Below are 26,639 nucleotides of genomic sequence, written 5' to 3'. Positions count from 1 at the left end.
GGGAGTGGATGATGTATGGAACATCTGGATCAGAAAATTGTCTCGTTGCTACAAACAGTAACAGCAGAAAATACCGAAAATGATCAATCTTTAATTGAGCATGAAGGGTTGAATCACGCTCGCGGGAAGGAACCGTTTGGACAGCCCTTACAAACATTTATGCAACTCGGTGGGGAAAGATTGATTTTTGCTCAGCGACATTTGCTGGATGAACGCATCAGTATTACGATGCCAAAGAGCTTTCGGGATATGCCCATGCACGAGCAACGATTAAAATATCCCTCTCATCATCGTCCGGATTTTATTTTTACCAATGACACAGGCACGATTAACTTAACCTTCAAGCATACCGAGAGTCCTATACAAACCGAAGAGTTGGAGAACTTTACGGATGAGATGGCTCAGGTGGTGAAGCAAACCCAGAAGTTGACTGAATGGTTTGGCCATGAAGTGCTGGAGAACGAAGAGTGTCAGATTGGATACTGTGAATTTATGACACCAGTATGGAATGCGCGTGTGTATAATTTATCCTTTTTTACGGTGCTGGAAGGACGTGCGCTCATGTGTACTTTTAACTGTACGGATGAAGAGATGACGACCTGGCAGCCAATAGCCCGCAGTATGCTGCTAACGTTGAAAATCGAGTCTGAGCGAAAGGAAAATCAACCCTTATGACATTAACCCATATTACATATGATCGGCTGCAAATTACACCATTTGAAGTGGTTAGCATTCAGGAACTGCATATGACCAAGCGACTGAATGAGCACACCCGGCTCTCTTTTACCGCTATTTTGCCTGAAGAATTACAAGACAGTTATGTCCAGTTGATCGAAGCCGATTCTCCAGTTTGTGTGTCGCAACTAGATGAAGCAGGCACTCCAACACCGCTATTTAACGGAACGGTGCTCCATATGGAAGTCAAAGTGGTCAGAGATGTGTATTACCTGGAGGTTGAGGCGATATCCCACACGTATAAACTGGATATTCATAAAAAGAACAGGTCGTTTCAGGACAAAAATATGAAGGTTGAGGAATTACTGCGGGCTGTAGGAGCAGATTATCCCGGTTTTGATATCATTGATTCGGCTACAGGGGGAGCGGCTTTAGGCCGTATAGCAGTCCAATATCGTGAAACCGATTGGGAGTTCCTCAAGCGGATCGCTTCGCGTTACCATACTTCACTCACGCCTGCGTCGGTATTTGATGTGCCCAAGTGCTATTTTGGAGTCGAGGAAACCCAGTCTGGACTGGACTTAACCAATTATCATTATACCGTCAGCAAGCGAGTTGGAGATTATCGTTATTTTAACGGCAATGATACAGCACATGTAAACGAGCATGATTTTATTGATTACCGGGTTGAGGCGGAGCAGGTATTGGAGCTCGGCAGCACCGTTACCTTTAAGGGTAAAAATCTGTATGTGTACAAGGTGGACACTCATATGCAAAAAGGAATGATGCAGCACGTGTATACCCTGACTTCCCACAAGGGATTGAGACACCAAGAGGTGTTTAACGAGCAGCTTATCGGTCTGTCTTTACCTGGTAAAGTCATTCAGGTAGAGCGAGATCGTATCAAACTACATTTACATATCGATGCTGCGCAGGACCCTGCAAAGGCCCACTGGTTTACCTATGTTTCTCATTATACTGCAGAAGGACATAGCGGATGGTACGTAATGCCTGAGCTCGGGGATACCGTTCTGCTCTATTTCCCTGCCCATCGAGAAGAAGAGGGCATGGCAAGTACATCTTTGCGCGAAAAGAATCGGAGTGCGGGGCAACACGCTCTTGCACATCCTGACATCAAATTGTTTCGTACCGCGCACGGCAAGGAAATCAAATTAACCCCTGATGAAATTGTCATCACCAGTAAAGAGGGGACGATGTATATCCAGTTAAATGAGAAAAATGGAATTCACATTGTAAGCGATAAACAGATTCAATTTTCAGCAGGAGGGAATATCTCCCTTCATTCCGGCAGTAAAGTGAAAATCACGGCAGGGGATGAAATTCAAATGACGAGCAAAGGCAGTACCGTATCGTTGGGTGGAATAACCAATGTTCTGGGTAGCGAAGTGAAAACAAACTAAGAAAGGACATGGGGAAGGGGAAGAGAAGAATGGCAAAAAAATCTCATTCGGAAGAGGAAACTATTCAGGCTGGACGGGGAAGCAAGCAGGGCTACGTAGTTGCCGGGGCCATCTTGAGCTGCAGCTTTGGTACGCAGCCGACACGGCTCAAACGACCGTTCAGTCACGGCGTATATGTGAAGGAGAAAGCCCAAATGAATGTTGGAGATTACTTGCCCGGCACCAATATCAGCAATTTTGGCCGTTGCTCCTGCCCAGCCAATCCAGCGGTCAAAAGCAGTGACATGGTCGATATTTATGGGGTCAAAAAAGCGAACTGTGTTCCGGTGATCACCGGACCCTGGATCGGGGGCAAAAGCGATGTGCTTGTGGAAGGAGAACCGGCCTTGCTGGACCAATGCTCGAATGCGTGCCTATACGGGGGAATGATTCGGATTACAGACGATGGCCAGACGCTGAAGTAAGGAGGTACAAGTTGGATCACATACAAACGATGTTAACGTATAAGGAACTGGAATGTACAGGTCCATATCCTCTTCAAACGATAAACGAACTGCGTATCGAACGAAAACTAAATGACCACGTCCGGTTAAAAATCAGTGGATGGATAGATGAGGAACAGAGAGATCATTACATAGAACAGGATCAGGATAACGAACCGGTCATTATCCGTACCAAAACAGAAAATGATCAGCCTGAACGCATTTTGTTCCATGGTTTACTGGTCCATGCAGAAACACGGATGGTGCGTGGCATCTATTATGTGGAGCTTGAAGCCGTATCTCATACAATTCAGTTGGATATCACACCTGTAACTCGTTCTTATCAGGATACTTTAATGCCCTACGGAAATTTGATCAAGCAAATCATACAGAAGTACAGCCAGGCCGATGTTATTGATAACGTAACAAACGGTGCTACCCTGCATGCATTTACTTTACAGTATCAGGAGACGGATTGGGCCTTTCTCAAACGGATCGCTTCCCGATTTGGAGCTGTGCTGGTCCCGGAAATTTCACTAAACGGGCCCAAATTCTGGTTGGGTATGCCGGAGGGACAATACGTTGAAATGAAGCATCCCGTTTACCGTACTCGGCGCAGTTTTGATCCCAACAGCAAAACAAAATTTAGCTACTTGCTGCAGAGTGAAAAGCTTGCCCGGCTTGGGGATCTGACGGATTGGAATGGCGAGCAATGGATGGTAGCGGAAGTCACTTCTGAATTGCAAAAAGGAGTACTGCTACACGAGTATGAACTGGTTCACGAACAGGGGATTCAGCAAACAGAGATTTTGTGCTCGAACCTCACCGGAGCCTCACTGGAAGGGCATGTATTAGAGGTCCAGTCAGGCCGAATACGTGTTCATCTTACAGTGGATGAAAAGCAGGATCGGGAAACGGCATGGTGGTTTCCATATGCCAGCAGTTATACAGCCGAAGGGAATAGCGGTTGGTACGTCATGCCGGAACGAGGAGATAGGGTATCCGTCCGGTTCCCTACAGAGCAGGAGGCGGATGGATATGCGGCAAGCTCCATACGACAAGGGAGAAACTCGCCAAAGCTCGCTGACCCAGCCACCAAGTATTGGGGGACACCTCATGACAAGGATATCAAGCTAAGTGCCAGTGAGTTGAAGATGACGGCCAAGTCGGAGCAGGTTTACATTCAATTGAATGCATCGGGTGTTCAGGTCGTCAGTGAGCATGAGTTGTCATTGTCGGCAGGGAAGATGCTCTCTTTGCATGCAGATGGGGAGCTGAATATTCAAGCTGCCGAGGCTATTTATTTCAAAGCGGGCAGCAGCAGTTTGATGCTGGACGGTGAAACGGATATCCGATCCGCTAAAGTACAACTGGAAGGGACGGTTAAAAAACCGGTTTTTGTAGCCGAACTGGCTCCAGTCTGGGAACCGCCATTAATGTCTGTAAAAGCCTATGCAGAGGCGCAGGCGGCGAAAAGTGCAGCAAGCAGCAGTACAGGAGGAAGCTCCAATTCAGGCGCTACATCGAAAGATGAGGGAGCCGTTAAGTCAGCCGTAAACACTCCCAGCTCACCGAAGGCCAGTCTACTGGATGGTGTATTGGGACTAGCCCAGAAAGTATGTGATGTGGCTGGGTCTATTCCTGTCTTGGGAGCCATTCCAAAAGCAGCAAGTCAAAAAATAGCTTCGATTCGTTCCGAGGTCGCTTCCTCCGGACCGTCATCCATAGTTAAATATGCGGCAGCAGGCTTGTCCATGATCGCCAGTGTACCTTCCCATGGTTGGGGAGTGGTGTTGGGGAAGACCGCCGAGGTTGCTGCCCAAACCTTACAGGCGCATGCGGAGGAACAGAGGGCGCGTGAACAACATGCGATGATGGATTTCCTGGGCAAGGTGTGGACGAGTGCCAGAGGATATGGAGGAGTACAATCCATATCGGATTTCATCAACTATGTAAAAGGAGTCAATCAGGCTTCCGTCCAAGCCTATAGTGATATTCCTTCTGATATACGGGAACGCTGGTATCAAAGAAATGTGGATCAACAGTTTGAGGATGCGCTGGATGCTTATTATAATAATCAGGATCTCTCCACAGATATAATTGCATTAATGGAGCATCAGCGGCAGACAGACAACCATTTTCGATATAATGACAGAGCTTTGATGAGTTCCAAGTATCGGGACGATATGAAAGGGTACCCGACGGAACAGAAAAAATATTTGATTGATTTTCTGAATTCAATTGACGATTATAGAAAAGAGTATGGGCCGTTTAGGGAAAGTCCTTTTATGAAAGATCTGGATAAGACTGAGCGGATTGTGTTGAGTGAAATCAAAAACTCCTCTCATGAATATCTAGAGGCAACATGGGAGCGGATACGTAACTTTCCTAATCTAGATATTAGCCAAATGGTAGTCGATAACTTTAAAGGAAAACAAGACGTAGCAGATAAAATTGTTAAAGTCATAACGCAACCAGAGGCTGTTTATGAAAAAGCAAAAAATAGCTCCAAACAAGAAAATGCCCATCTGTTAGTAGAAGCAGCATTTGCGTTTGTAGTTGGAAGGAAAGGAAAGAAAGGAAAGGAAGGAAAGAAACATTCCAAAGATGACGGTGCTTCACCAGGAGGATCGCATAAGAAGGATGATCATCTCTCTGAGGGGCCAGAATCTATACCACCTGAGAAATTATTAGGAATTGAACATGCAAATATACTAAATCCAAGAGATTCTTTAAATCAAAAAATTCCAGTAAGAGGCGGTATATCAGGAAAAACAGAAAGTCGTCATTTAACTAAACATGAGAGAAATTTAGCTAATCAAATTCTTGATGATATTTCAGCGCAAGCTCGGGGTGACAAAAGCGCTAAAGCGCGTTTAGAGGCATTAAACGATCATGTTCTTGATAATAGGCGTAATGGGCAGAATTACGCAGGGTGGAATTCTGTATATATACGAGATGAATATGGAAACAATGGTGTAATGCGAATTATTTATAAGCAAACTCCTAAAGGGATTGATTGGCATGTAGTACAATGGCATTAGGTTTTCTATGGTAGAATTGCTTTTATTGCCATTAATCTGATATAAAGTCGTGTAAAAAGTTAAATTAAGTAACACTAACAATAGAAAGGGAGAAAGTCTAGTGGACGAGAAAGTTAAATATATTAATGAGCTATTCAAATATCTAACACAAAATAATGATACAAAAGAATATCAAACGTTTTTTGCTCTACTGGAAAAAGTAAAATATAATCCTAGCTTGCTAGAATATTACGGAGAAGAATTTGTTGAACATTTGATAGACCTTCTCCCGCGTATAGAAGATAAGTATGATCAAGCTTCAGTAATAGAAACAATCATTGAATGTTTAGACATTTACACATTTAGTGAAAACTACCTCAAGGAAATCTTTGATAAATATATGTTATGTGTAGCTGAAAAAGCTGTTAATGTGAAAGGAATGTCAGCTTGTTTAATAGGGTTTATACAAGCGGGAATTAGTGAAAAAGAAATAATTAAGAAGTTGGAAGAGAATTTAGAGAAAGAACACTTAATAAACGTACTCTCAAAAATGTACATCAATTTTCTTGCTAATTCTGTAGAAGCCAAATCTTACTTGATGAAGGAAGTACAAGAGGCTTATTATTTAATCCAGCGTTCTGGAATTATCGCTCAATTTTTATTATTAGTGCACCCACAAGTTCGGAAATATGCGGGAATAAGTCAGATCACGTTCTTATACGATTCATACAGAGGTGTGTATGAGGATTGCTGGCCAAGAGGGTTACTTCCCAATATGAAAGACACGCTTATTAAGTCAAAGGTGCTGTCATCAAAGGAAGTAAGTATTTTAGAAGAGTTGGATAGGTTAATCAATAAGCAAGAAAAAGAATTAGATTCGATGGAAGTTAGAAAATTGTATGAAGATTTTTTCGCAGGTAAAGATCCACTTGAGGTAATCTTTACTTTGCCAGTGTAGAAAATTATGTAAGATGATTCTACCTAACCACTTGATGATATGTTCCTTGGATTAAGCGGGCGGTAGATAACGAAGCCAAGCAAATTCGATTATTCTTACCCCTGCTAAGATTGAATTGATATGTTATTCCGATGTGACATATTCAAGATTAAATAATCGCCCTATGCTTCTGTGTGTGATTCCTACCTATAGAGTATCTACCATATAAGAGGAAATATCTCGAAAGTAGAAGTCGTTTATATTATCCTGTAAAAGACTGCATTCAAAAGTTTGGGCTAACACATCGAGCGTTTGTCGTTCTGTATGATATCTCTTGAGAGGTTTCGTAGTTGCTTGTTTATTGCTACACTAATTCCATCCCCCGCTTCGGCTACGATGAACAGGAAGCTATGATGGAAGTGGAGAGCAGCAAGAACCTACCGCGGCAGCGGTAGGCAGGGCGAATCAATGAAGCATCTCCTTTAGATACGACATAGTCCTTATACGGCGGGAGAATGTGCTTGAACATGGCTCTGACAATATGGACGAGCTTGTCGCAATCTTCGTCAAGCATATCAAAAACCAGTCGGCAATCTTCTACAACAAATTTATGAAGAAGATTTAATAAGGCAAATATACGATATTCAAAATAAATCAAAAAAACTTGTTTTGTATGCAGAAATGACACTCTTTTTCTTTATCCTGATATAAAATATTCTTCTCCTCACAACTTAATAAGGGAGAGCATTACTTTAAATTGGGTAAGACAGTTTGTACTAATTGTGGGTTTAAACTTTATAATGATGTAAGCGAACCAGCGGATTATGGAATAAACTAAGCGGAAGACCGCATTTGGGAGTCGGTTTCCAACTTTTTTTGTATGGAAATTTTAGGCGGTTCCAAACTTTTTATTTTTCGTGTTTATCACGTGCCGCGGCAAACCCAATAAAACCAACAAAATTGGTTCCGTACTTTTTTATCACCCGACATTAATGTTGCGTACAGACAATAAAGTTGTATACTAATTATTAATGACGGATAACAAGAATATCTCTTCTTGATAACTATTTAATAAAAAGCCTGATGAGCACGTATCATCGGGCTTTTTATTACATTCAGAGGGTGACTGCTTAGGTTTCAACCAGAGCGAATATAAATTACATAACAAGTCAAAAGTTTTTGAATCCTTTCCTGTTAGCGAAATCCGAGCAAATGCGTTAAACCAAAGACTTGTTGGTGTAACCGGCTGTATCCGTATAATGCACCTCGATGGCCAAGTCCGTTCCATGGTGGAGCAAATCGTCGATGACGTGTACGGCATCCCGAGTGTTCATATTGATGACTTTCGTGTAGAAAATGATAAATTGGTCGCTCACGAACCGATAAATCGTAGCTCCTTTTCCCGTCCCGTAATGGGACTTCACATCTACGTGAAGCGTTGAAACTATTAGGAAATTCAACTGATGAAAACTCAATATCTTATACATACAAAAAGAGCAGCTAAACAGGCTGCTCTTTTTGTATGTATAAGAATGTAACTGATAGAATTACCGTCCAGATTGGAGTAGAGGATATGACTATCCCATTTCCTGTAGATTAATTATACATATTTTACCTCTTAGAGGATGCTCTACTAGAAGATAAGAATATAATCTTTTCGTCAAAATATTTATTAAAATAGTTGTTCGTTTTTAAATGAATATCAGGCTGATACCATTTAGAAAACCCATTTCGCTGAAACAACAAAGGCATACCCAATTGCACCTGATCGCTTCCCCTTTAAACCATCTCCAATGTTCAGCGAATCAATATATATTCGATCAACAATCCTCTGTAATCTTTTGGGGAAATCTGGCGTGAAGGGCAAAAGAGGATTAAATGGGATGCCTGTGTATTAATTCCTGCTGCATGGACATTTCTAAGAGCCTTTAAGCGCTGGTTGATCCCTAGAGCTAAAGGTGCAAAAAGTGGCTTTACATCTTCTCGGTCTGTTTCAATAGTCATAGAAACTAATAATTCACAACGTTGCTGCAATTCTAATAGTATATCGAGGTCTCTAACCACCAGAGGACTTCTTGTTTGGATTTGAAGGAAATCCGGTGGAGATTCAATCATCTCCGTTAATATCTTTCTTGTGACACGCCATTCGCATTAATTAAGCGAAAAACTTCAGTAGTATTTCAACATTTTTGAAGTTTTTCTTGTCCATCTTCTCCTGCTACGTAATTGTATAAATTATAACTCAACACAGCCAAATCATCAGCTTCACTGACAGCGACATCTGAATTGAGTTATTAACTCCGAACAATATTAGGATTTATATAGCGTGACATTTTGACACTACCGTATGTGACAGAAAAACACCTAGAATCACAGAGGTAGTTTTAACACATTAACAATAAATGAGGAGGGGATTTTCATTGTGTATGATAAAAATTTAACGAGGCGTGAAAGGGGAAACAGGTTTGACCTATTTATGAAAAACAAACCAGTAACAAGAGTGTTTTAAGGGAAATAAGTAATTTCTAGGGTTAACATACATGTGGAAAAAAAGGAATTTACCGTTTGTTAGGACACAATAGCGTTTGTGAAAATAATAATGAGTAAAGATAATTGCAAATCCACTCTTGCCCTAAAACAGCAGATAATTACCGATACAATATGAATAGAGGAGAAGAATATCTTTATGAAAAAGCATTGTCAAATTACATCTACAGGTTTAGTTCTTTTAATGATTGGAAGTTTTCTGTTATACACAACACCAACCTCAATTGTAAAAGCAGAGCCCACTCAAAATGTATCTAGTTTGTTACAAACAAGTACCCAACGAGATTGTACTTCTGCTAAGCAAGCAATGCGGAATACACTACAACTTGGATACCCTGGGATACTTGCTTAAATTTATAAGAGTGGAAAAACATGGAGTTATGCTGCTGGGATAGCGGATCTGAGAGCCAAGAAACCGATGAAAACAGATTTTCGTTTTCGCATTGGCAGTGTGACGAAGACATTCATTGCAACAGTTCTACTTCAATTATCTGAAGAGAACCGCTTGAATCTAGACGACCCCATTGAAAAATGGTTGCCTGGTGTCATTCAAGGAAACGAATATGATGGTAACCAAATTACTATCCGGCAGATATTGAATCATACAAGTGGTATCGCTGACTATGTAAATTCAAAAGACTTTGATTATACGGATACAAAAAAATCGTATACGGCTGAAGAATTCGTAAAGATGGGGATTTCTCTTCCCCCAGACTTTGCCCCAGGAAAGGGTTGGTCTTATTCAAACACAGGATACGTAATACTGGGGATCCTTATTGAAAAAGTAACTGGAAACAGCTATGCGGAAGAGGTTGAAAATCGGATTATTGAACCGCTTGATTTGTCAAATACATTCCTACCGGGCAATTCAAGTGTGATTCCAGGCACCAAGCATGCCCGTGGCTATTTCCAACTAGACGGAGCAAGTGAGCTAAAAGACGTTACTTATATTAACCCAGGTAGCTCGGATGGAGATATGATTTCTACTGCTGACGATTTAAACAAATTCTTCTCTTACTTACTCAGTGGTAAATTACTGAAGGAACAGCAACTAAAACAAATGCTTACTACAGTTCCTACAGATAGAGAAGGAACCGGATATGGTCTTGGGATCTTTGAAACTAAGCTTCCAAACGGTGTCTCGATATGGGGACACAAAGGTAGCGTTCTAGGGTTTACCACTTTTGCTGGTGGCACACTTGGAGGCAAGCATACATTGGCCGTCAATTTGAACAGCCTTAAAGCTGATAGTCCTGATCCATTTAAAAATATTTTACTTGCTGAATTTAGCAAGTAGGCAAAAAGGAAAACCGGATAAATTTTGTCATAGTTTTTATAGTTAAAAATATGCCTTTCTGGTTCAAAAAACAACTTACTCTAAAAAAATTTGAATAAAGCAAGTTCTTAAGTTGATAGGCATGAGGTCCCGCCACGTCGCCATCAAACTAGGGTCTTGAAGTATCCCCTGGTCCTTAGAGCATGTCAAAAAACTAACAAATAAGTATTTTAGGAGGGTTTTATGAAAAAGAAAATGATTATTGCACTTGGTGTTTCTGCTATAATAGTGACTAATTTTGTAGGAAGTACTTATGCAGACTCGAAAACAGGAGTTTCTGTTACAGCTCCCTATAATACAAATCAAATAGCGGAATGGTTAGAAATGCATGCAAAGCCTTTAAAAACAACTAATCCAACTGCATCTTTTAATGATTTAAAACCACTTAAGAATATGGTAGGTTCAGCTTCAATTGTAGGTTTAGGTGAAGCTACGCATGGGGCTCATGAAATTTTTACAATGAAACAACGCATTGTTAATTTTTTAGTATCTGAAAAGGGATTCACCAACTTAGTTTTAGAAGAGGGATGGGACAGAGCTTTGGAGCTTGATCGATATGTTCTTACTGGTAAGGGAAACCCAAGCCAACATCTATCACCTGAATTTAACACAAAAGAAATGTTAGATCTACTTAGTTGGATTCGACAATATAATGCTAATCCAAAACATAAATCTAAAGTGCGTATCATTGGGATGGATATTCAATCAGTAAACGAGAATGTTTATAATAATATAAGAGAATATATAAAAAGAAACAATTCAGATCTTGTGCCAAGAGTAGAAGAGAAGATAAAAGGTCTTATTCCTGTAACAAAGGATATGAATACTTTTGAGAGCCTTACGAAAGAAGAAAAAGAAAAGTATATTTCAGATGCTAAACAAATCAGTGCTTTATTAGAACAAAATAAAAGTTATCTAAACGGAAAATCCAAAGAATTCGCATGGATAAAACAAAATGCTCGTATTATTGAACAGTTTACTACAATGTTAGGAGGAACATCCCCTGATAAACCATCGGATTTTTATTTGAAACATGATATTGCAATGTATGAAAATGCGAAGTGGACTGAAGAACATTTAGGGAAAACCATAGTTTGGGGACATAATGGACACGTTTCGAAAACAAATATGATTCCATTTATATACCCTAAAGTAGCTGGGCAGCATTTAGCAGAATATTATGGAAAACGGTATGTATCTATTGGAACATCAGTTTATAAAGGACAATATAATGTTTATAATAATGATGGTAAATTTGGCCCATATGGAATATTAAAATCAGATGATCCAAACAGTTATAATTACATTTTTGGACAGGTCAAAAAAGATCAATTTTTTATTGATTTACGTAAGGCGAACGGAGTGACAAAAACTTGGTTAAACGAACAACATCAAATTTTCGCTGGAATAACTAAAGAAGGCCCTGGTATACCAAAAACTGTTGATATATCATTAGGTAAAACGTTTGATATACTTGTTCAAATTCAAAAAGTAAGTCCATCTCAACTACATCAATAATTTGTAATAATGTGCGAGAAGGCTTGCTTAAGGGCACAACGATTCGTGAAAAGTTTGAATTTCGTTGGAATCGGGTTATCGAACTTGGGACATTTGTTTATATGCTGAAGGCCCATCTACATGGAATCTTCGAGTTAAGCAGTGAGAGCGTTAGTAGTGCAATCCGTTTGTGTTGGAATGCTGTAACTCTTAGAGATTTAACATAGGTAGATGCACAATAGCCGCCCTCAAAGGAAGTTCCAAAATAACCTTTGAGGGCGGCTTCTGTTTTATGGATGGTTTATTACAAAAAAATGGAGTTAGGTACACAACTTTATTGTCTGTAAACAAATGTCTGGTGATAAAAAAGTGTGGAACTAGTCATTTTACAAACATCAAGAAAGATCCCGATGATATATCGGGATCTTTTTAGCTTAGGAAGGCAATTATGTCTACAATAGGCTAACGAATTCGAACTATTAGAAAAACAAACAACTTAAATCAAATAAAGTTTGCAAATATAATTGGAATTTCTCAAGGAACGTTGAGTGAGCTGGAGCAAGATATACTTATAGCAATTAAAGAAAACTTCAATTCCCATATAGAGTGGTTAATCTTTGGAGATACGCCTGTAGCAATTGAGCCCACACAGTAGGGGAATGTCATTCGATTAGCAATACAAAGTAAATAATCAGTTGTAACGTCAAAAACCTTTGCTAAAGATATTAAATGATTAATTTCAGGCCGTGCTACGTTTCACTCCCAATTAGAAACAACCTGTTTAGTTACCCTGATTATTATAAATATCCTTTTATGTACATTTATGGATTGGTATCAAATTTTTACATTACTGTTTCAAAGTATTCATGAATTCATCTCTATTAAATCAAATAGGTTTTACCCGACCCATCTGCTTACTAATTATACCTACTTATAGCCCATATTATAGCTTATTCATGCCCTACTGTACCCTACGAGTAGCCTATGAATAGGATACGAAGTAAAATATAGCTAAAAAATATTACTTTGCTATTGTATAAAGCTGTGAGTTGTTATATTCTACATTTGTATTTTGAAGTAAAACTAAAATATATCTTAGGAGTAGAAAAGGATAACTGAACTTTACTTTGATTTAGTAGTTCTAAAAAGAAGGTGAATAATGAGCAAAATTCGATCAAGTAACTCTATAGCATCTATTCAACGGAAAATCAAAGAAGGAAGAGGTCAAGGCCACTTTTCGGAATATAAACCTTGGTTAACTATACATGATGTACCTTCAATAGGGATAGTTACTCGAATTCTTGGTTAGAAAAGTGGTCGACTTCACCATTATCTGTCTGAACACTTTGAATTGGCACATCATTACTAAATGGAGTGGTCAGAGCAAGTGATTGATATTCGCGAACAATTTCCTTTATTACCTCTAGATAAAACCCTCTATATTGCACAAAAGTTAGGCATTAAACATCCAACTGACCCCAAGAATAAGCTTCCCATCATTATGACTACAGATATGTTACTTACAGTAAAACAAGAAGAAAGTATAAAATTTATTGCACATTCTATCAAACCTTCTAACAAGTTGACAAAACGAGTTGTAGAGAAATTACAGATTGAAAAAGAGTTCTTTAAAGACCAAAAGATAGAGTGGGCACTTATTACGGAAAGACAGATAAACTACAATTTGGTTAGGAATGTCGAATGGCTTCATAATGCTAAAAACAACGATAAATTGTCAAATCACCATATAAATAGTCTCGAAGATAATCTCTATTGTGCTATTCAACAAAGTGAAAAACCACTTGCGAAAGTTACAAGAGAACAAGATGAATTATTTGGTTTACCAATGGGTACTGCATGCAAATCGTGAAATATTTAATAGCGAATCGCTATTGGTAGCGGATATGACTCATCTAATACAGCCTACTCTACAGTCCATGATTATTTTAGAAAATAGATCGCAAAGCGCAAGGATTCGGAGCACCGGCAGAGAATGTCTCCAGGGAAGATCCCCCAAATCGGCCGGCACCCCGCCTGAATGTCGACACGCGTCGAATTCCTCGATTGATGGCAAACCATTCCCAGCGTTTCTTCTCCATTCGCTTTTTTTAGGCAAAATATTAACACTTTATGTTGGACAGACCAAATTTAACTAAAGTTTTACTATACATTCTTGGAAATTTTGATATAATTCTACCTAGGTTACCTTTCCAATTATGATAGAAAATAGAATTAGATGGTTTTTATATCTATGCAAGCTGTGCGCGAGAAACCAATCCACTGGCTACCCAGCAAGCAGGCATGCGGAGACCGACAATTGTGGAAAATGACAGCCGAGAATATGTTGCTCCATGACGTCAGAAGGTTCAGAAAGGATGAAGCCAACCTTATCCCAATTCCAATGGAGGATGAAGCGCGTGATCATTTTTGAAAAGATGTAATTTACTCCCAAAATAGAGACTGTCCCGTTCATGCCATACGGAGCATTCTTTGAGCCTCATACAGACCCATCGTCACATCTAATCGTCAGGAAAAGCTCAGTACCCCGCAGCCGTATCTTTACTTATCCACACCAGACGGGGGAATACACAAATCGTACATAGAGTGTATCAATATCCCTTAAACATAGGCTTCGACAAAGGCAGCTCCGGTGCCGAATCCGGAGGTACGGCCGACTTCCTGCTGGCCGGCCGGAACCCTACAGCAAGCCTTACATCGATGGGAGGAACATCCCTTGTCCACCCCCAATTCCAATTCCGAACCCAATGTTAAACCAAAGCCCGTCTTCGGGCGGCTCGTCCGCAGCAAGCATATTGAAGCGGAGGAGCCGGAAGCAGCCGCATCTCTTGCGTAGAACGATGCTCTTAGTTGTCTTTCACGCATAGGAGCCGAGCGGGACAGTTGCTAGGCAGAGGATTGCCGCATGCGATCAACCGGGCAAGCAAAGCGGTGACCTGGCGAAAGCCATTGACATTCTTGTCACATGTTTGAAAAGGCGGGGAGCGAGGCTGAAGCGTTGCTGCGGCATATGCTCCGCCGGATTGCTTTTACCGATGAAGAGAGGGGAACGATCCAGATGGCTTTTGAAAAAGAAACGTTGTTTTGGAACGAAAAATTCGGTAGCGACGATTATACCCTGACGCGGCTGCCTTACAGCAAAGCTCCAAGCTCCCTGGCGCCCATTATGACAACCGTCGGCGGGACGCTTCCGGAGGAAGTGGTGCAGCGCGTCCTTCAAATGAGCAAGGGCGCTCCGCTGGCCACTTTTATGATTTTGCTCGCAGGTGTTCAGTCGCTCTTGCATAAATATACAGGCGCTTCTGACATTCTGGTCGGCATGCCGGTTGTACGGAAACCGACGGAGACGCGCCGATCCGTTAATCATACGGCCATTTTGAAAAACTCGCTTTCGGCGGGTGCGACTTTTAAAACGCTTCTGAGCGAGCTGAGGACTTCCTTGCCGGAAGCGATTCAGCATCAACATATTCCGTTCTTGAAAATGACAGAGAAGCTGGACCTGCAATATGCAGACGGGATACCCGTCGTCCATACGCTAGTATCCCTTAAGGAGCTGCATCTGGACGAAATCGGGCAAAATGTGGTCACGGATTGTTCCTTTGAATTTAGCTTAACCGGCGGGACGATACAGCTAGCGCTGTCATATAACGAGCACTTATATGACTCCGAGTTCATGACGCGGGTCGTCGGCCATCTGAATCGCCTGCTGGCCGTGGGGCTTCACGAGTTGGAGCTGGACATTGTGCGGGCGGACATGCTGTCGGAGGACGAGAAATTTCAATTGCTGCAAAGCTTTAACGATACCGAGAAGGACTATCCCCGTGATCGGACGATTCATCAGCTCGTGGAGGAGCAGGCGAAGCGGGTGCCCGAAGCGACGGCGGTTGTCTTTGAGGGGCGCCGTCTTTCGTACGCGGAGCTGAACGAACGGGCGAACCGGCTGGCGCGGACGCTGCGATCGGTCGGCGTGCTGCCCAATCAGCTGGTAGGCTTGATGGCCAGGAGATCGCTGGAGACGGTCGTTGGCATTCTGGCGGTTCTGAAAGCTGGCGGTGCCTACGTGCCGATCGACCCGGAATACCCGGAAGAACGCATCCGCTACATTCTGGAGAACTCGAACGCGCAGCTGCTGCTGACTCAAAGGGAGCTGCAGCAGCAGGTGCCGTTCGAAGGGACCGTGGTGGCGCTGGATGACGAGCAGGCCTACAGCGACGATGGCTCGAACCTGGATCCGGCCAGCGGTCCGAATGATCTGGCTTATGTCATCTATACATCAGGTACGACGGGCAAACCCAAAGGGGTCATGCTGGAGCATCGCGGGCTGGTCAGCCTGAAACTGACGTTTGCCCATACGCTTCACACGACCGAACAGGATCGAGTGCTCCAATTCGCCAGCCTATCGTTCGATGCGTCGTGCTGGGAGATGTTCAACGCTCTATATTTCGGGGCGACCTTATATATACCGTCAACCGAGACGATTTTGGATGATCAGCTGTTCGAACGTTTCATGAACGAGCATGCAATTACGATCGCCACTTTGCCGCCAACTTATGCGGCTTATTTGAATTCAGACCGCCTGCCGAGTCTGAGCAGGCTCATCACGGCGGGCTCCGCCGTTTCAGCCGAATTCGTGCAGCAGTGGAAAGACAAGGTACAGTACTATAACGCGTACGGTCCGACGGAAGCCTCGATCGCCACATCCGTGTGGGCGGCGTCTACGTATGACACCGAACGCAGAGCGATACCGATCGGACGTCCGATCTGGAACCATCGCTTGTATATACTGGGCGCACAGAATCAACTGGCGCCTATCGGAGTGGAAGGGGAATTGTGCATCGCGGGCGTCGGCCTCGCCCGGGGATATTGGAACCGGCCGGATCTGACGGCGGAGAAATTCATCGAACACCCGTTTGAGCCTGGAGAGAGACTGTACCGGACGGGCGACTTGGCCCGCTGGCTGCCGGACGGAAATATTGAGTACTTGGGCCGGATTGACCATCAGGTGAAAATCCGTGGATTCCGGATCGAGATCGGCGAGATTGAAGAGCAGCTTCTGAAGATCGACTCCGTGCAGGAGACGATCGTAATCGCGCGGGAAGGCAAAAACGGGCAAGAACTGTGCGCTTACCTGGTCGCGGGCCGCCCGCTTACGCTCGGCGAACTGAGAAGCGCGCTGGCGCAAAAATTGCCAAATTACATGATTCCGGCGCATTTTGTTCAGCTTCCGCGGATGCCGCTCACGCCGAACGACAAAATCGACCGCAAGGCTTTGCCCGCTCCGGAAGGAAACGCGCTGACCGGCGGCGCGTACGTAGCTCCCCGCAATGAAGCCGAGCGGACGCTTGCCGATGTGTGGCAGGCGGTATTGAACGCCGATCGCGTTGGGGTAACGGATCATTTCTTCGAGCTGGGCGGAGACTCGATCAAGTCCATTCAAGTATCTTCGCGGCTTCATCAAGCCGGGTACAAGCTGGAAATCCGGGATTTGTTCAAATATCCGACTATCTCACAGCTCAGTCTGCATGTGAAACCGATCGGACGTACCATCGATCAAGGCGAAATAACGGGTGAAACGGCGCTGACGCCGATTCAGCATTGGTTTTTCGAGAGCTCCTTTGCGGACCCGCATCATTTCAACCAGTCGGTGATGCTGTACCGGAAGGAACGCTTTGACGAAGAGACGGTGCGTCAGGTGCTGCAAAAGCTGGCCGAGCATCATGACGCCTTGCGGATGGTGTTCCGTAAGACGGAACACGGGTTTAGTGCGCGGAATCGCGCGATTCAGGAAGGCGGGCTGTTCACGCTGGACGTGTTCGACTTCAAGGATGCGGAGAATACCGCGCAGGCTGTGGAAGCGAAGGCAACGGACATTCAAGCGGGTATCGATCTGGAGAACGGGCCCCTCGTGAAGGCGGGACTGTTCCGGTGCGCGGACGGCGATCATTTGCTGCTCGCGGTTCATCATGCCGTGGTGGACGGCGTGTCTTGGCGCATTTTGATGGAGGATTTCGCTCTGGGTTACGAGCAGGCCGGCAAAAGCGAGGAAATTCGTTTCCCAGCGAAAACGGATGCGTACCGCACTTGGTCCGAGCAGCTGGCCGCTTACGCGCAAAGCCCGGAGATGGCGAAGGAACGGGCCTATTGGCAAGCCGTGGAACAAATTGCGGTTCCGGCCTTGCCGAAGGATCTGGAGGCGGACGTTACGACGCAGCAGGACAGCGAATCGCTGTTCGTCCGTTTGACTCCCGAAGAAACGGAGCTGCTGCTGAAGCGGGTTCACCGGGCCTACAACACCGAAATGAACGATATTTTGGTAACGGCGCTCGGCATAGCCGTTCGCAAGTGGACGGGACACGAACGGGTGCGGATCAATCTCGAAGGACACGGACGCGAATCGATCGGAACGGATATCGACATCACGCGCACAGTCGGCTGGTTTACGACCAAGTTTCCGGTCGTCCTGGAGCCGGAAACCGACCGGGATTTGGCCTATCAGATTAAACAGGTCAAGGAAAGCTTGCGCCGCATTCCGAACAAGGGGCTTGGGTACGGCGTATGCCGCTATCTCTCCAAATCGGAGGATGGCTTTGTTTGGGGCTCAGAGCCGGAAATTAATTTTAACTACCTCGGCCAGTTCGACGATGATGTCAATCAGGACGAGATCGGCATATCTTCTTATTCCAGCGGCAGCCCGGCCAGCGACCGGCAGGCCCGCAGCTTTGTGCTGGATATCAACGGCATGGTGCTGGAAGGCGCTTTATCGCTCGATCTCAGCTACAGCCGGAAGCAGTATCACAAGGAAACGATGGAAGCCTTCGCTCAGCGGCTTGAGCAAAGTCTTCGAGAGCTCATTACCCACTGCGCAGGCAAAGAAAACACCGAATTGACGCCGAGCGACGTGCAATTTAAAGGCTTGACCATCGCGGAATTGGAGCAAATCGCCCAGCGCTCGGGACATCTCGGGGAAATCGAAAATATTTACTCGCTTACGCCGATGCAGAAGGGCATGTGGTTCCACAGTGCGCTTGACCAGCAAACGGCAGCTTACTTCGAGCAGACGCAGTTTACGATGCGGGGAGCGCTCGACGTCCAGCTTTTCGAGAGGAGCTGGATGGAGCTTGCAAAACGTCATCTGGTGCTACGGGCGAATTTTGTGAAAGGACCAACGGGCGAGCCGCTGCAAATCATATACCGCGACAAGCCGGTCGGCTTTGAATATGAAGAGCTGCTTCATTTGCAGTCGGACGAGAAACAAGCGTACTTGGATAAAAAAGCCGAGGATGACAAGCTTCGCGGCTTCGACCTGGAACATGACGCGCTCGTTCGGGTTACGATCCTGCGCACCGAAGAGCAAAGCTATCATGTGCTGTGGAGTTTCCAGCATATTTTGATGGATGGCTGGTGCCTACCGCAGCTGACGCAGGAGCTGTTTGAGACGTACTCGGCCTTGGCATCCGGCAAGCAGCCAGCGGGAGATAAGGGATCGGATTATGGCGCCTATATCGAATGGTTGGAGAAACAGGACGATCAGGCGGCATCCGGCTATTGGACGGCATTCCTGGCAGGTTATGAAGGGCAAACCGTACTCCCGGGACAAAAGGAACCTGCGCCGAACGGCAGATTTACGGCTGATCACGTCACCGCCGAGCTGGGCAAAGACTTGAGCGAGCGGATGGACCAGGTGGCGAAACAGCGCCTGGTTACGGTCAATACGCTGCTGCAAGCCGCTTGGGGCGTGATGCTGCAAAAATATAACGGGACAAACGATGCCGTATTCGGCAGCGTCGTGGCCGGAAGACCGGCGGAAATCCCGGGCATCGAGTCCATGATCGGACTGTTCATCAATACGGTGCCAGTCCGCGTCACGAGCGAAGCGGACACCGTGTTCGCCGACCTGATGGCGAAGCTCCAAGAGCGGGCGCTGGAGTCCGGGCGTTATGATTACTATCCGCTGTATGAAATTCAAGCCCGCAGTGTGCAAAAGCAGAACCTAATCAACCATATCATCGCTTTCGAGAACTATCCGGTGGACGAGCAGATGGAGCAGGCGGGCGACCAGCAGCACGGCGACCTGACGATCGCTGACGTTCAGATGGAGGAGCAGACGAACTATAACTTCAACGTGACCGTGGTGCCGGGAGTCGAGATCGAAATTCGATTCGACTTTAACGCCGAAGTGTTCGATAAAGACAGCATCGAGCGGCTCAAGGGGCATCTCGTCCATCTGCTGGAGCAGGTGACGGATAACCCGGAGATTACAGTGGGCGAGCTGGAACTTGTGACGGAGGCGGAAAAGGCCGACCTTCTCGGGCGTTTTAACGACACCACCACGGAATTTCCGTGCGAGAAGACGCTCATTCAATTGTTCGAAGAGCAGGCGGAGTGCATCCCGGATGCAGCCGCCATCTCCTTGAATGAGCAAGAGCTGACCTACCGCGAGCTGAACGAACGCGTCAACCGCCTTGCCCGTACCTTGCGTAGCCACGGGATATCCAAAGGCCGTCTGGTCGCCATTATGGCTGAGCGTTCCATTGAAATGGTGGTGGGCATGCTGGCGGCACACAAAGCCGGAGCGGCTTACGTACCGATTGACCCGGAATATCCCGAGGAGCGTATCCGTTTCTTGATCGAGGATTCGGGAGCGCAGGTTATGCTGACGCAAAGCCGCTTGCGCGAGCGCCTGGTGGGTTCAGACTCCGTGATCTTACTGGATGACGAGGCCTTCTATCACGAGGACGGCACAAATCTAAATCCAGGCACCGAAGCGACAGATCTGGCTTGCGTCATCTATACGTCAGGTACGACGGGCAAGCCGAAAGGCAACCTTGTTTCGCACCGCAACATCGTGCGGATCGTGCGAAATACGAATTATATCGACATCACCGAGCGGGATCATGTCCTCCAGCTTTCGAGCTATTCGTTCGACGGAGCGATTTTCGATATTTTCGGCGCTTTGACCAACGGGGCGCGGCTGGTGCTGGTTCTTCGCGAGACTTTGCTGGAAATCGGCCGGCTGGCGGATCTCATCCAGCGCGAGCGCATCTCGGTCATGCTGATTACGACGGCTTTCTTCAACATCCTTGTAGATGTGAACGTCGACTGCCTGCGGGATGTCCGGGCGATTTTGTTCGGAGGAGAGCGCGTGTCGGTCGGCCATGTGCGTAAAGCGCTCGCCCATATCGGACCGGGCAGGCTCAACCATCTGTACGGCCCGTCGGAAAGCACGGTTTATACCACGTACCTTCCGGTCGACTTCGTCGATGAGTCGGCGGTTACCGTACCCATCGGTCGGCCGATCAGCAATACGACGGTGTATATCGTCGACAGCCAGAATAAGCTTCTGCCGATCGGCGTGGCCGGGGAGCTTTGCGTCGGCGGAGAAGGCTTGGTACGGGGCTACAATAACCGGCCGGAGCTGACGGCGGAGAAATTTGTGGACAATCCGTTTGTGCCGGGAGAGCGCATGTACCGGACGGGGGATTTGGCGAAATGGCTGCCGGACGGCACGATCGAATACGTAGGACGGACGGACGACCAAGTGAAAATCCGCGGCTTCCGCATTGAGCTGGGCGAGATCGAAGCTCAGCTTCAGAAAGTGGAGGGAATTCGGAAAACGACGGTATTCGCGAGGGAAAACGCCTCCGGCGAGAAGCAGCTTTGCGCCTATTATGAAGCGGACCGCGAGCTTCCGGCGGCCGAGTTGAAGAGCGCGCTTTCCCAGGAACTGCCGGCCTACATGATCCCGGCGTACCTGATCCAGTTGGAGCGGCTCCCGCTGACGGCGAACGGCAAGGTCGACCGCCGGTCCCTTCCGGCGCCGGAGGAGAGCTTGCAGCCGGGCGAAGGACGTACTCCGCCTCGGACTCCGCTGGAAGCCAGCTTGGCCGGAATTTGGAAAAGCGTGCTCGGATTGGAGCACATCGGGGTTCATGACAACTTCTTCGACCTGGGCGGCCATTCCCTGCGGGCGACGACACTGGTGAGCAAGGTGCATCAGGAACTGAACGTCGAGCTGCCTCTGCGCGACGTATTTCGCTACTCGACGATCCGGGAGATGGCTCTGGCCATCTCCCGGATCGGAGAGCAGTCGTTCTCGTCGATTCCGCTGGCAGGCGCAAGAGCATATTATCCGCTTTCCTCAGCTCAGAAGCGGCTTTTTATCCTGAATCAGCTGGAAGGGGCCGATCAGAGCTACAACATGCCGGGCGTGCTGCTGCTGGAAGGATCGATTGACCGGAGCCTGCTGGAGAAGGCTTTCCGCGGACTGATCGCACGGCACGAAACGCTGCGAACTGGCTTTGAGATCGTACAAGGCGAAGCTGTACAGCGCATTTACGAGAGCGTCGACTTTGCCGTTGAGTACCGTCATGCGAGCGAGGAAGAAGCGCCCGAATTCGTGCAGGCCTTCATCCGGCCTTTTGACTTGGCGAAGCCTCCGCTGCTGCGGGCGGAACTCGTAGAGCTGGCAGCCGAACGTTATTTGCTGATGTTCGACATGCACCATATCGTCTCCGATGGGGTTTCGATGGACGTGTTAGTCGAGGAACTCGTTCGTCTGTACGGCGGCGAATCATTAGAGCCTTTGCGCATTCAATACAAGGACTATGCGGTATGGCAGCAGTCGGACGAGCAAAAAGTGCAGTTGAAACGCGAGGAAGCTTACTGGCTGGATCGTTACCGGGGCGAGCTTCCGGTTCTGGAAATGCCGACGGACTATCCGCGTCCTGCCGTGCAGAGCTTTGAGGGACAAACGCTGACGTCCTTCGTGGACGAGGCAACGAACGAAGGCTTGAAGCAGCTGGCCGCTCAAAGAGGAACGACGCTGTATATGGTGCTGCTTGCGGCATATACCGTGCTTTTGCATAAATACACAGGTCAGGACGATTTGATCGTCGGAACGTCGATTGCGGGCAGAACGCACGGAGACACGCAGCCTTTGATCGGAATGTTCGTCAATACGCTGGCGCTCCGCAATTATCCGGCTTCGGAGAAGACCTTCCTGTCGTATCTGGAAGAAGTGAAAGAAACGACCTTAGGCGCTTACGAGCATCAGAATTATCCGTTCGAAGAGCTCGTCGATAAAGTGCAGGTCAGCCGGGATTTGAGCCGCAACCCGCTGTTTGACACGATGTTCTCCCTGCAAAACTTGGAGGATAAAGAGTTTGAGCTGGAAGGGCTGAAATTGTCCCCGTACCCTAGCGAATACGGCACGGCCAAGTTCGACCTGAGCGTGGATGTTACGGAAGAAAACGGCGGCCTGGAGTGCAGCTTTGAATTCGCAACGGCTCTTTATAAAGAAAGCACGATCCGGCGGCTGTCGACTCATTTCGGACATTTGCTTGCGACGATCGTAAGCCGTCCAGATGCGAAGATTGCCGGGCTGAACTTGCTGACGGCAGAGGAAAAAGAGCAAATTCTCGGCGCGTTTAACCCGGCGCAGCCGGAAACGGCTCCTGCGGCCGCGTTCCATCGGCTGTTTGAGGAACAGGTGGAGCGCACGCCGAAAGCGGAGGCCGTCGTGTACGAGAATGATCGGCTGACGTATGCGGAGCTGAACGAGCGGGCGAACCGCTTGGCGGCTACGCTGCGCGCAAGCGGCATCGGCCGGGAGAAGATCGTCGGCATTCTCGCCGAGCGTTCGGTGGACTTGCTGGTGGCCGTGCTGGCCGTCTGGAAAGCGGGCGGGGCGTATGTGCCGCTGGACCCGGATTATCCGGCGGAGCGCGTGCGGTTCATGCTCGAAGACAGCGGAGCGAAGGTGCTGCTGACGCAAACGCCGCTGCGAGAGCGCGCCGAAGCCTGGCTCGGCGAAGAGGAGCTGGCGCTGGCGGCGGTGCTGTACCTGGACGAAGAAACTTCGTACAGCGAGGAGCGGACGAATGCCGACAGCTTCCATGAAGCCCGTCCAGAGAACCTGGCGTACGTGATCTACACGTCGGGAACGACGGGCAAGCCGAAGGGCGTGATGATCGAGCACCGCAGCCTGGTGAACACGGCGGCGGGCTACTGGCGGGAATACCGGTTGGATCAGTTCCCGGTGCGGCTGCTGCAGCTTGCAAGCTTCTCGTTCGACGTGTTCGTGGGAGATATCGCGCGGACGCTGTACAACGGAGGCACGATGGTGATCGTGCCGAAGGACGACCGGATCGATCCGTCTCGTCTGCACCACTGGATTGAGCGGGAACGGGTCACCATCTTCGAATCGACGCCGGCGCTGATCGTGCCGTTCCTGGAGTACGTGCACGAGCAGCAACTGGATATGAGCTGGGTGGAGCTGTTAATCACGAGCTCGGATAGCTGCAGCGTGGCGGATTACCGGACCTTGCAGGAACGCTTCGGCTCGTTGTTCCGGATCATCAACGCATACGGCGTGACGGAAGCGGCGATCGACTCCAGCTTCTACGACGAGGAACTGACGAAGCTGCCGCAGACAGGCAATGTGCCGATCGGCAAAGCGTGGCTGAATGCGAAATTCTACATCGTGGACGCGCACCTGAATCCGGTGCCGGTCGGGGTGCTGGGCGAGCTGGTCATCGGCGGAGTCGGAGTGGCGCGCGGGTACTTGAACCGTCCGGAGCTGACGGAAGAGAAGTTCGTAGACAGCCCGTTCGCCGCGGGCGAGCGGTTGTACCGCACGGGAGACTTGGCGCGGTGGATGGAAGACGGCAACGTGGACTTCATCGGCCGGATCGACAACCAGGCGAAAATCCGGGGCTACCGGATCGAGACGGGCGAGATCGAGTCGCAGCTGCTGCGGGTGGAAGGCGTGCGCGAAGCGGTGGTGCTAGTTCGAAGTGACGCGAACGGGCAGAAGGCGCTATGCGCGTATTACACGCCGGATACCGGAGCGGAGCTGGCAGTGAACGATCTGCGCAGCGCGCTGGCGCAGGAGCTGCCGGGTTACATGATCCCGTCGTACTTCGTGGAGATGGAGCGCCTGCCTCTGACGCCGAACGGAAAGATTGACCGGAAGGCGCTGCCAGCGCCGGAAGGGGAAGCGGGAAGCGGAACGGAGTACGTCGCACCGCGCAATGAGTTGGAAACGAAGCTGGCGGCGATTTGGCAGGAGGTGCTGGGGCTTGCGAAGGAGATTGGCGTTCACGACAACTTCTTCGACATCGGCGGCCACTCCCTGCGAGCGACGACGCTGGCGGGCAAGGTATTTAAGGAATTAAACGTCAACCTGCCGCTGCGCGACGTATTCCGTCACTCGACGATTGCGGCGATGGCCGAGGCGATCGCCCGGATGGAACGGCGGGAGCATGAGGCCATTCCTCAAGCGGAGGAGAGAGAGTACTACCCTCTGTCCTCCGCGCAGAAACGGCTGTTCATTCAGCACACGCTGGATGGAGCGGATCAGCTTTACAACATGCCGGAGTTGGTGCAGGTGGAAGGCGAGTTTGATTTAGACCGGTTGGAAGCCGCCTTGCGGAAATTGATAACACGGCATGAATCGCTGCGCACCGGTTTTGAAATCGTGAAGGGCGAAGCGGTTCAGCGGATTTACCCGCAGGTCGATTTTGCTATCGAGCATCATCAAGCGGATAAAGAGGATGCGGCTCAAATCGAGCAGATCGTCCGCAGCTTCGTTCGTCCATTTGATCTCGGCAAGCCGCCGCTGCTGCGCGCCGGGGTCATCGAACTGGAGCCGAACCTGCATATTCTCCTTTTCGACATGCACCATATGGTGTCCGACGGCGTATCAATGGCGATTGTGATCGATGAGTTCTCGAGTTTCTACGCCGGGGAAGAACTGCCGCCACTGCGCATTCAATACAAGGATTATGCCGTTTGGCAGCAGTCGAAGGCCCACCGAGAGCGGATCGGGCGGCAGGAAGCTTACTGGCTGCAAACCTTCGAAGGCGAGCTGCCGACGGCGGACCTGCCGATGGACTACGAACGGTCTGCGGCTCGCAGCTACGAAGGTGCGCATCTGGAGTTCGACGTCGAAGCTTCTCTCTCTACGCGGCTGCGCGAATTGGCGGCCGAGCGTGAAAGCACGCTGTTCATGGTGCTGCTTGCTGCTTATACCGTGCTGCTGTCCAAGTACAGCGGGCAGGAGGACTTGGTCGTGGGCACCCCGGTGGCGGGAAGAACGAACGCCGATTTGGAACCGGTCATCGGGATGTTTGTCAATACGCTGGCGATCCGCAATCGCCCGTCGGGCGACAAAACGTTCTTGTCCTACCTGGAAGAAGTGAAGGAAACGGCTTTGGGTGCTTTCGAGAACCAGGATTATCCATTCGAGGAGCTGGTGGAGCGTTTGAATGTGAAGCGGGAGCCGGGCCGCTTCCCGCTGTTCGATGCCGTTTTCGACTTGCAAAATATCGAAGAACGAGACGCCGAGCTGGAAGGGGTCAGCCTGAAGACTTACGAGCTTGACCATTTGGAAGAAGCGAAGTTCGATCTGACGCTGTTTATGTATGAAAACAACGGGGCGCTGAGCGGGGGCTTCTTCTACGCCACCAAGCTGTTCAAAAAAGCGATGATCCGCACCTTGACCGAGGATTACCTGCGGGTACTGTCTCAAATTGCGGAAAATCCACAACTCGAGCTAAGCCGGATTGAATGTCATAAACCGGCGGCAGGCGCAAAAAGTGCCGTCGATACGATCGAATTCGCGTTCTAATCCTACAAGCGCGCCTCCGCCGTCAAATGAAAGCGGCGCGCATCCCAAGGAAGACGGCGAACAACGTCCAAGCC

Annotated in this window: 11 protein-coding genes and 1 pseudogene; 10 read left to right on the top strand and 2 right to left on the bottom strand. The window is 47.8% G+C overall.

Going from position 1 to position 26,639, the window contains the following annotated elements; all coding sequences use genetic code 11:
• Positions 1–15 precede the first annotated feature (15 nt).
• The 5 genes from ACU1JV_RS19885 to ACU1JV_RS19865 all read left to right on the top strand — a co-directional run bounded on the left by ACU1JV_RS19885 (position 16) and on the right by ACU1JV_RS19865 (position 6,559).
• The gene (locus ACU1JV_RS19885) at positions 16–675 is read left to right on the top strand and encodes a hypothetical protein (RefSeq protein ID WP_058831488.1); all 660 of its coding nucleotides are present in this window, start codon (positions 16–18) and stop codon (positions 673–675) included.
• Positions 672–2,096, top strand: coding sequence for a hypothetical protein (locus ACU1JV_RS19880; protein ID WP_058831487.1), 1,425 nt, complete (start codon positions 672–674; stop codon positions 2,094–2,096). Before ACU1JV_RS19885 ends, ACU1JV_RS19880 begins: the two co-directional genes overlap by 4 nt.
• 29 nt (positions 2,097–2,125) lie before the next feature.
• The gene (locus ACU1JV_RS19875) at positions 2,126–2,560 is read left to right on the top strand and encodes a DUF4280 domain-containing protein (protein ID WP_058831486.1); all 435 of its coding nucleotides are present in this window, start codon (positions 2,126–2,128) and stop codon (positions 2,558–2,560) included.
• A gap of 11 nt (positions 2,561–2,571) precedes the next feature.
• Positions 2,572–5,622, top strand: coding sequence for a phage baseplate assembly protein V (locus ACU1JV_RS19870; protein ID WP_413987076.1), 3,051 nt, complete (start codon positions 2,572–2,574; stop codon positions 5,620–5,622).
• 100 nt (positions 5,623–5,722) lie between these two features.
• The gene (locus ACU1JV_RS19865) at positions 5,723–6,559 is read left to right on the top strand and encodes a hypothetical protein (protein WP_413987075.1); all 837 of its coding nucleotides are present in this window, start codon (positions 5,723–5,725) and stop codon (positions 6,557–6,559) included.
• Between the two features lie 1,176 nt (positions 6,560–7,735).
• Here ACU1JV_RS19865 and ACU1JV_RS19860 read toward each other — a convergent pair.
• A pseudogene (locus tag ACU1JV_RS19860) lies at positions 7,736–7,983 on the bottom strand (Tn3 family transposase); the annotation flags it as partial.
• Positions 7,984–8,335: 352 nt separating this feature from the next.
• Positions 8,336–8,653 carry a hypothetical protein gene (locus ACU1JV_RS19855; protein ID WP_231124604.1) on the bottom strand — a complete coding sequence of 106 codons (318 nt, stop codon included), beginning with the start codon at positions 8,651–8,653 and terminating at the stop codon, positions 8,336–8,338.
• Between the two features lie 784 nt (positions 8,654–9,437).
• On the opposite strand from ACU1JV_RS19855, the gene ACU1JV_RS19850 reads away from it, so the two are divergent.
• The 5 genes from ACU1JV_RS19850 to ACU1JV_RS19830 all read left to right on the top strand — a co-directional run bounded on the left by ACU1JV_RS19850 (position 9,438) and on the right by ACU1JV_RS19830 (position 26,565).
• Positions 9,438–10,382, top strand: a complete 945-nt coding sequence (locus ACU1JV_RS19850) for a serine hydrolase domain-containing protein (protein ID WP_413987517.1) — start codon at positions 9,438–9,440, stop codon at positions 10,380–10,382.
• A gap of 222 nt (positions 10,383–10,604) precedes the next feature.
• Complete coding sequence (locus ACU1JV_RS19845) at positions 10,605–11,939, top strand: erythromycin esterase family protein (RefSeq protein ID WP_013373230.1); 1,335 nt, start codon at positions 10,605–10,607, stop codon at positions 11,937–11,939.
• Between the two features lie 448 nt (positions 11,940–12,387).
• Positions 12,388–12,573: a helix-turn-helix domain-containing protein gene (locus ACU1JV_RS19840; RefSeq protein WP_141651601.1), complete on the top strand. Its 186-nt coding sequence runs from the start codon at positions 12,388–12,390 to the stop codon at positions 12,571–12,573.
• Between the two features lie 732 nt (positions 12,574–13,305).
• Positions 13,306–13,788, top strand: coding sequence for a TnsA endonuclease N-terminal domain-containing protein (locus ACU1JV_RS19835; RefSeq protein WP_413987074.1), 483 nt, complete (start codon positions 13,306–13,308; stop codon positions 13,786–13,788).
• 1,113 nt (positions 13,789–14,901) lie between these two features.
• Positions 14,902–26,565, top strand: a complete 11,664-nt coding sequence (locus ACU1JV_RS19830; protein WP_446724617.1) for an amino acid adenylation domain-containing protein — start codon at positions 14,902–14,904, stop codon at positions 26,563–26,565.
• The last annotated feature ends 74 nt before the right edge of the window (positions 26,566–26,639 follow it).

It is taken from the genome of Paenibacillus sp. T2-29 (assembly GCF_052921365.1).
Note: the sequence above shows the minus strand (reverse complement) of the source record. Positions and strands in the feature narration are given on the sequence as shown.

What these genes read in the sequence shown, in the direction of transcription:
- ACU1JV_RS19885 (WP_058831488.1), top strand. Translation starts at nt 16, where the DNA reads ATGGAACATCTGGATCAGAAAATTGTCTCGTTGCTACAAACAGTAACA.
- ACU1JV_RS19880 (WP_058831487.1), top strand. Translation starts at nt 672, where the DNA reads ATGACATTAACCCATATTACATATGATCGGCTGCAAATTACACCATTT.
- ACU1JV_RS19875 (WP_058831486.1), top strand. Translation starts at nt 2,126, where the DNA reads ATGGCAAAAAAATCTCATTCGGAAGAGGAAACTATTCAGGCTGGACGG.
- ACU1JV_RS19855 (WP_231124604.1), bottom strand. Translation starts at nt 8,653, where the DNA reads ATGATTGAATCTCCACCGGATTTCCTTCAAATCCAAACAAGAAGTCCT.
- ACU1JV_RS19845 (WP_013373230.1), top strand. Translation starts at nt 10,605, where the DNA reads ATGAAAAAGAAAATGATTATTGCACTTGGTGTTTCTGCTATAATAGTG.
- ACU1JV_RS19830 (WP_446724617.1), top strand. Translation starts at nt 14,902, where the DNA reads ATGTTTGAAAAGGCGGGGAGCGAGGCTGAAGCGTTGCTGCGGCATATG.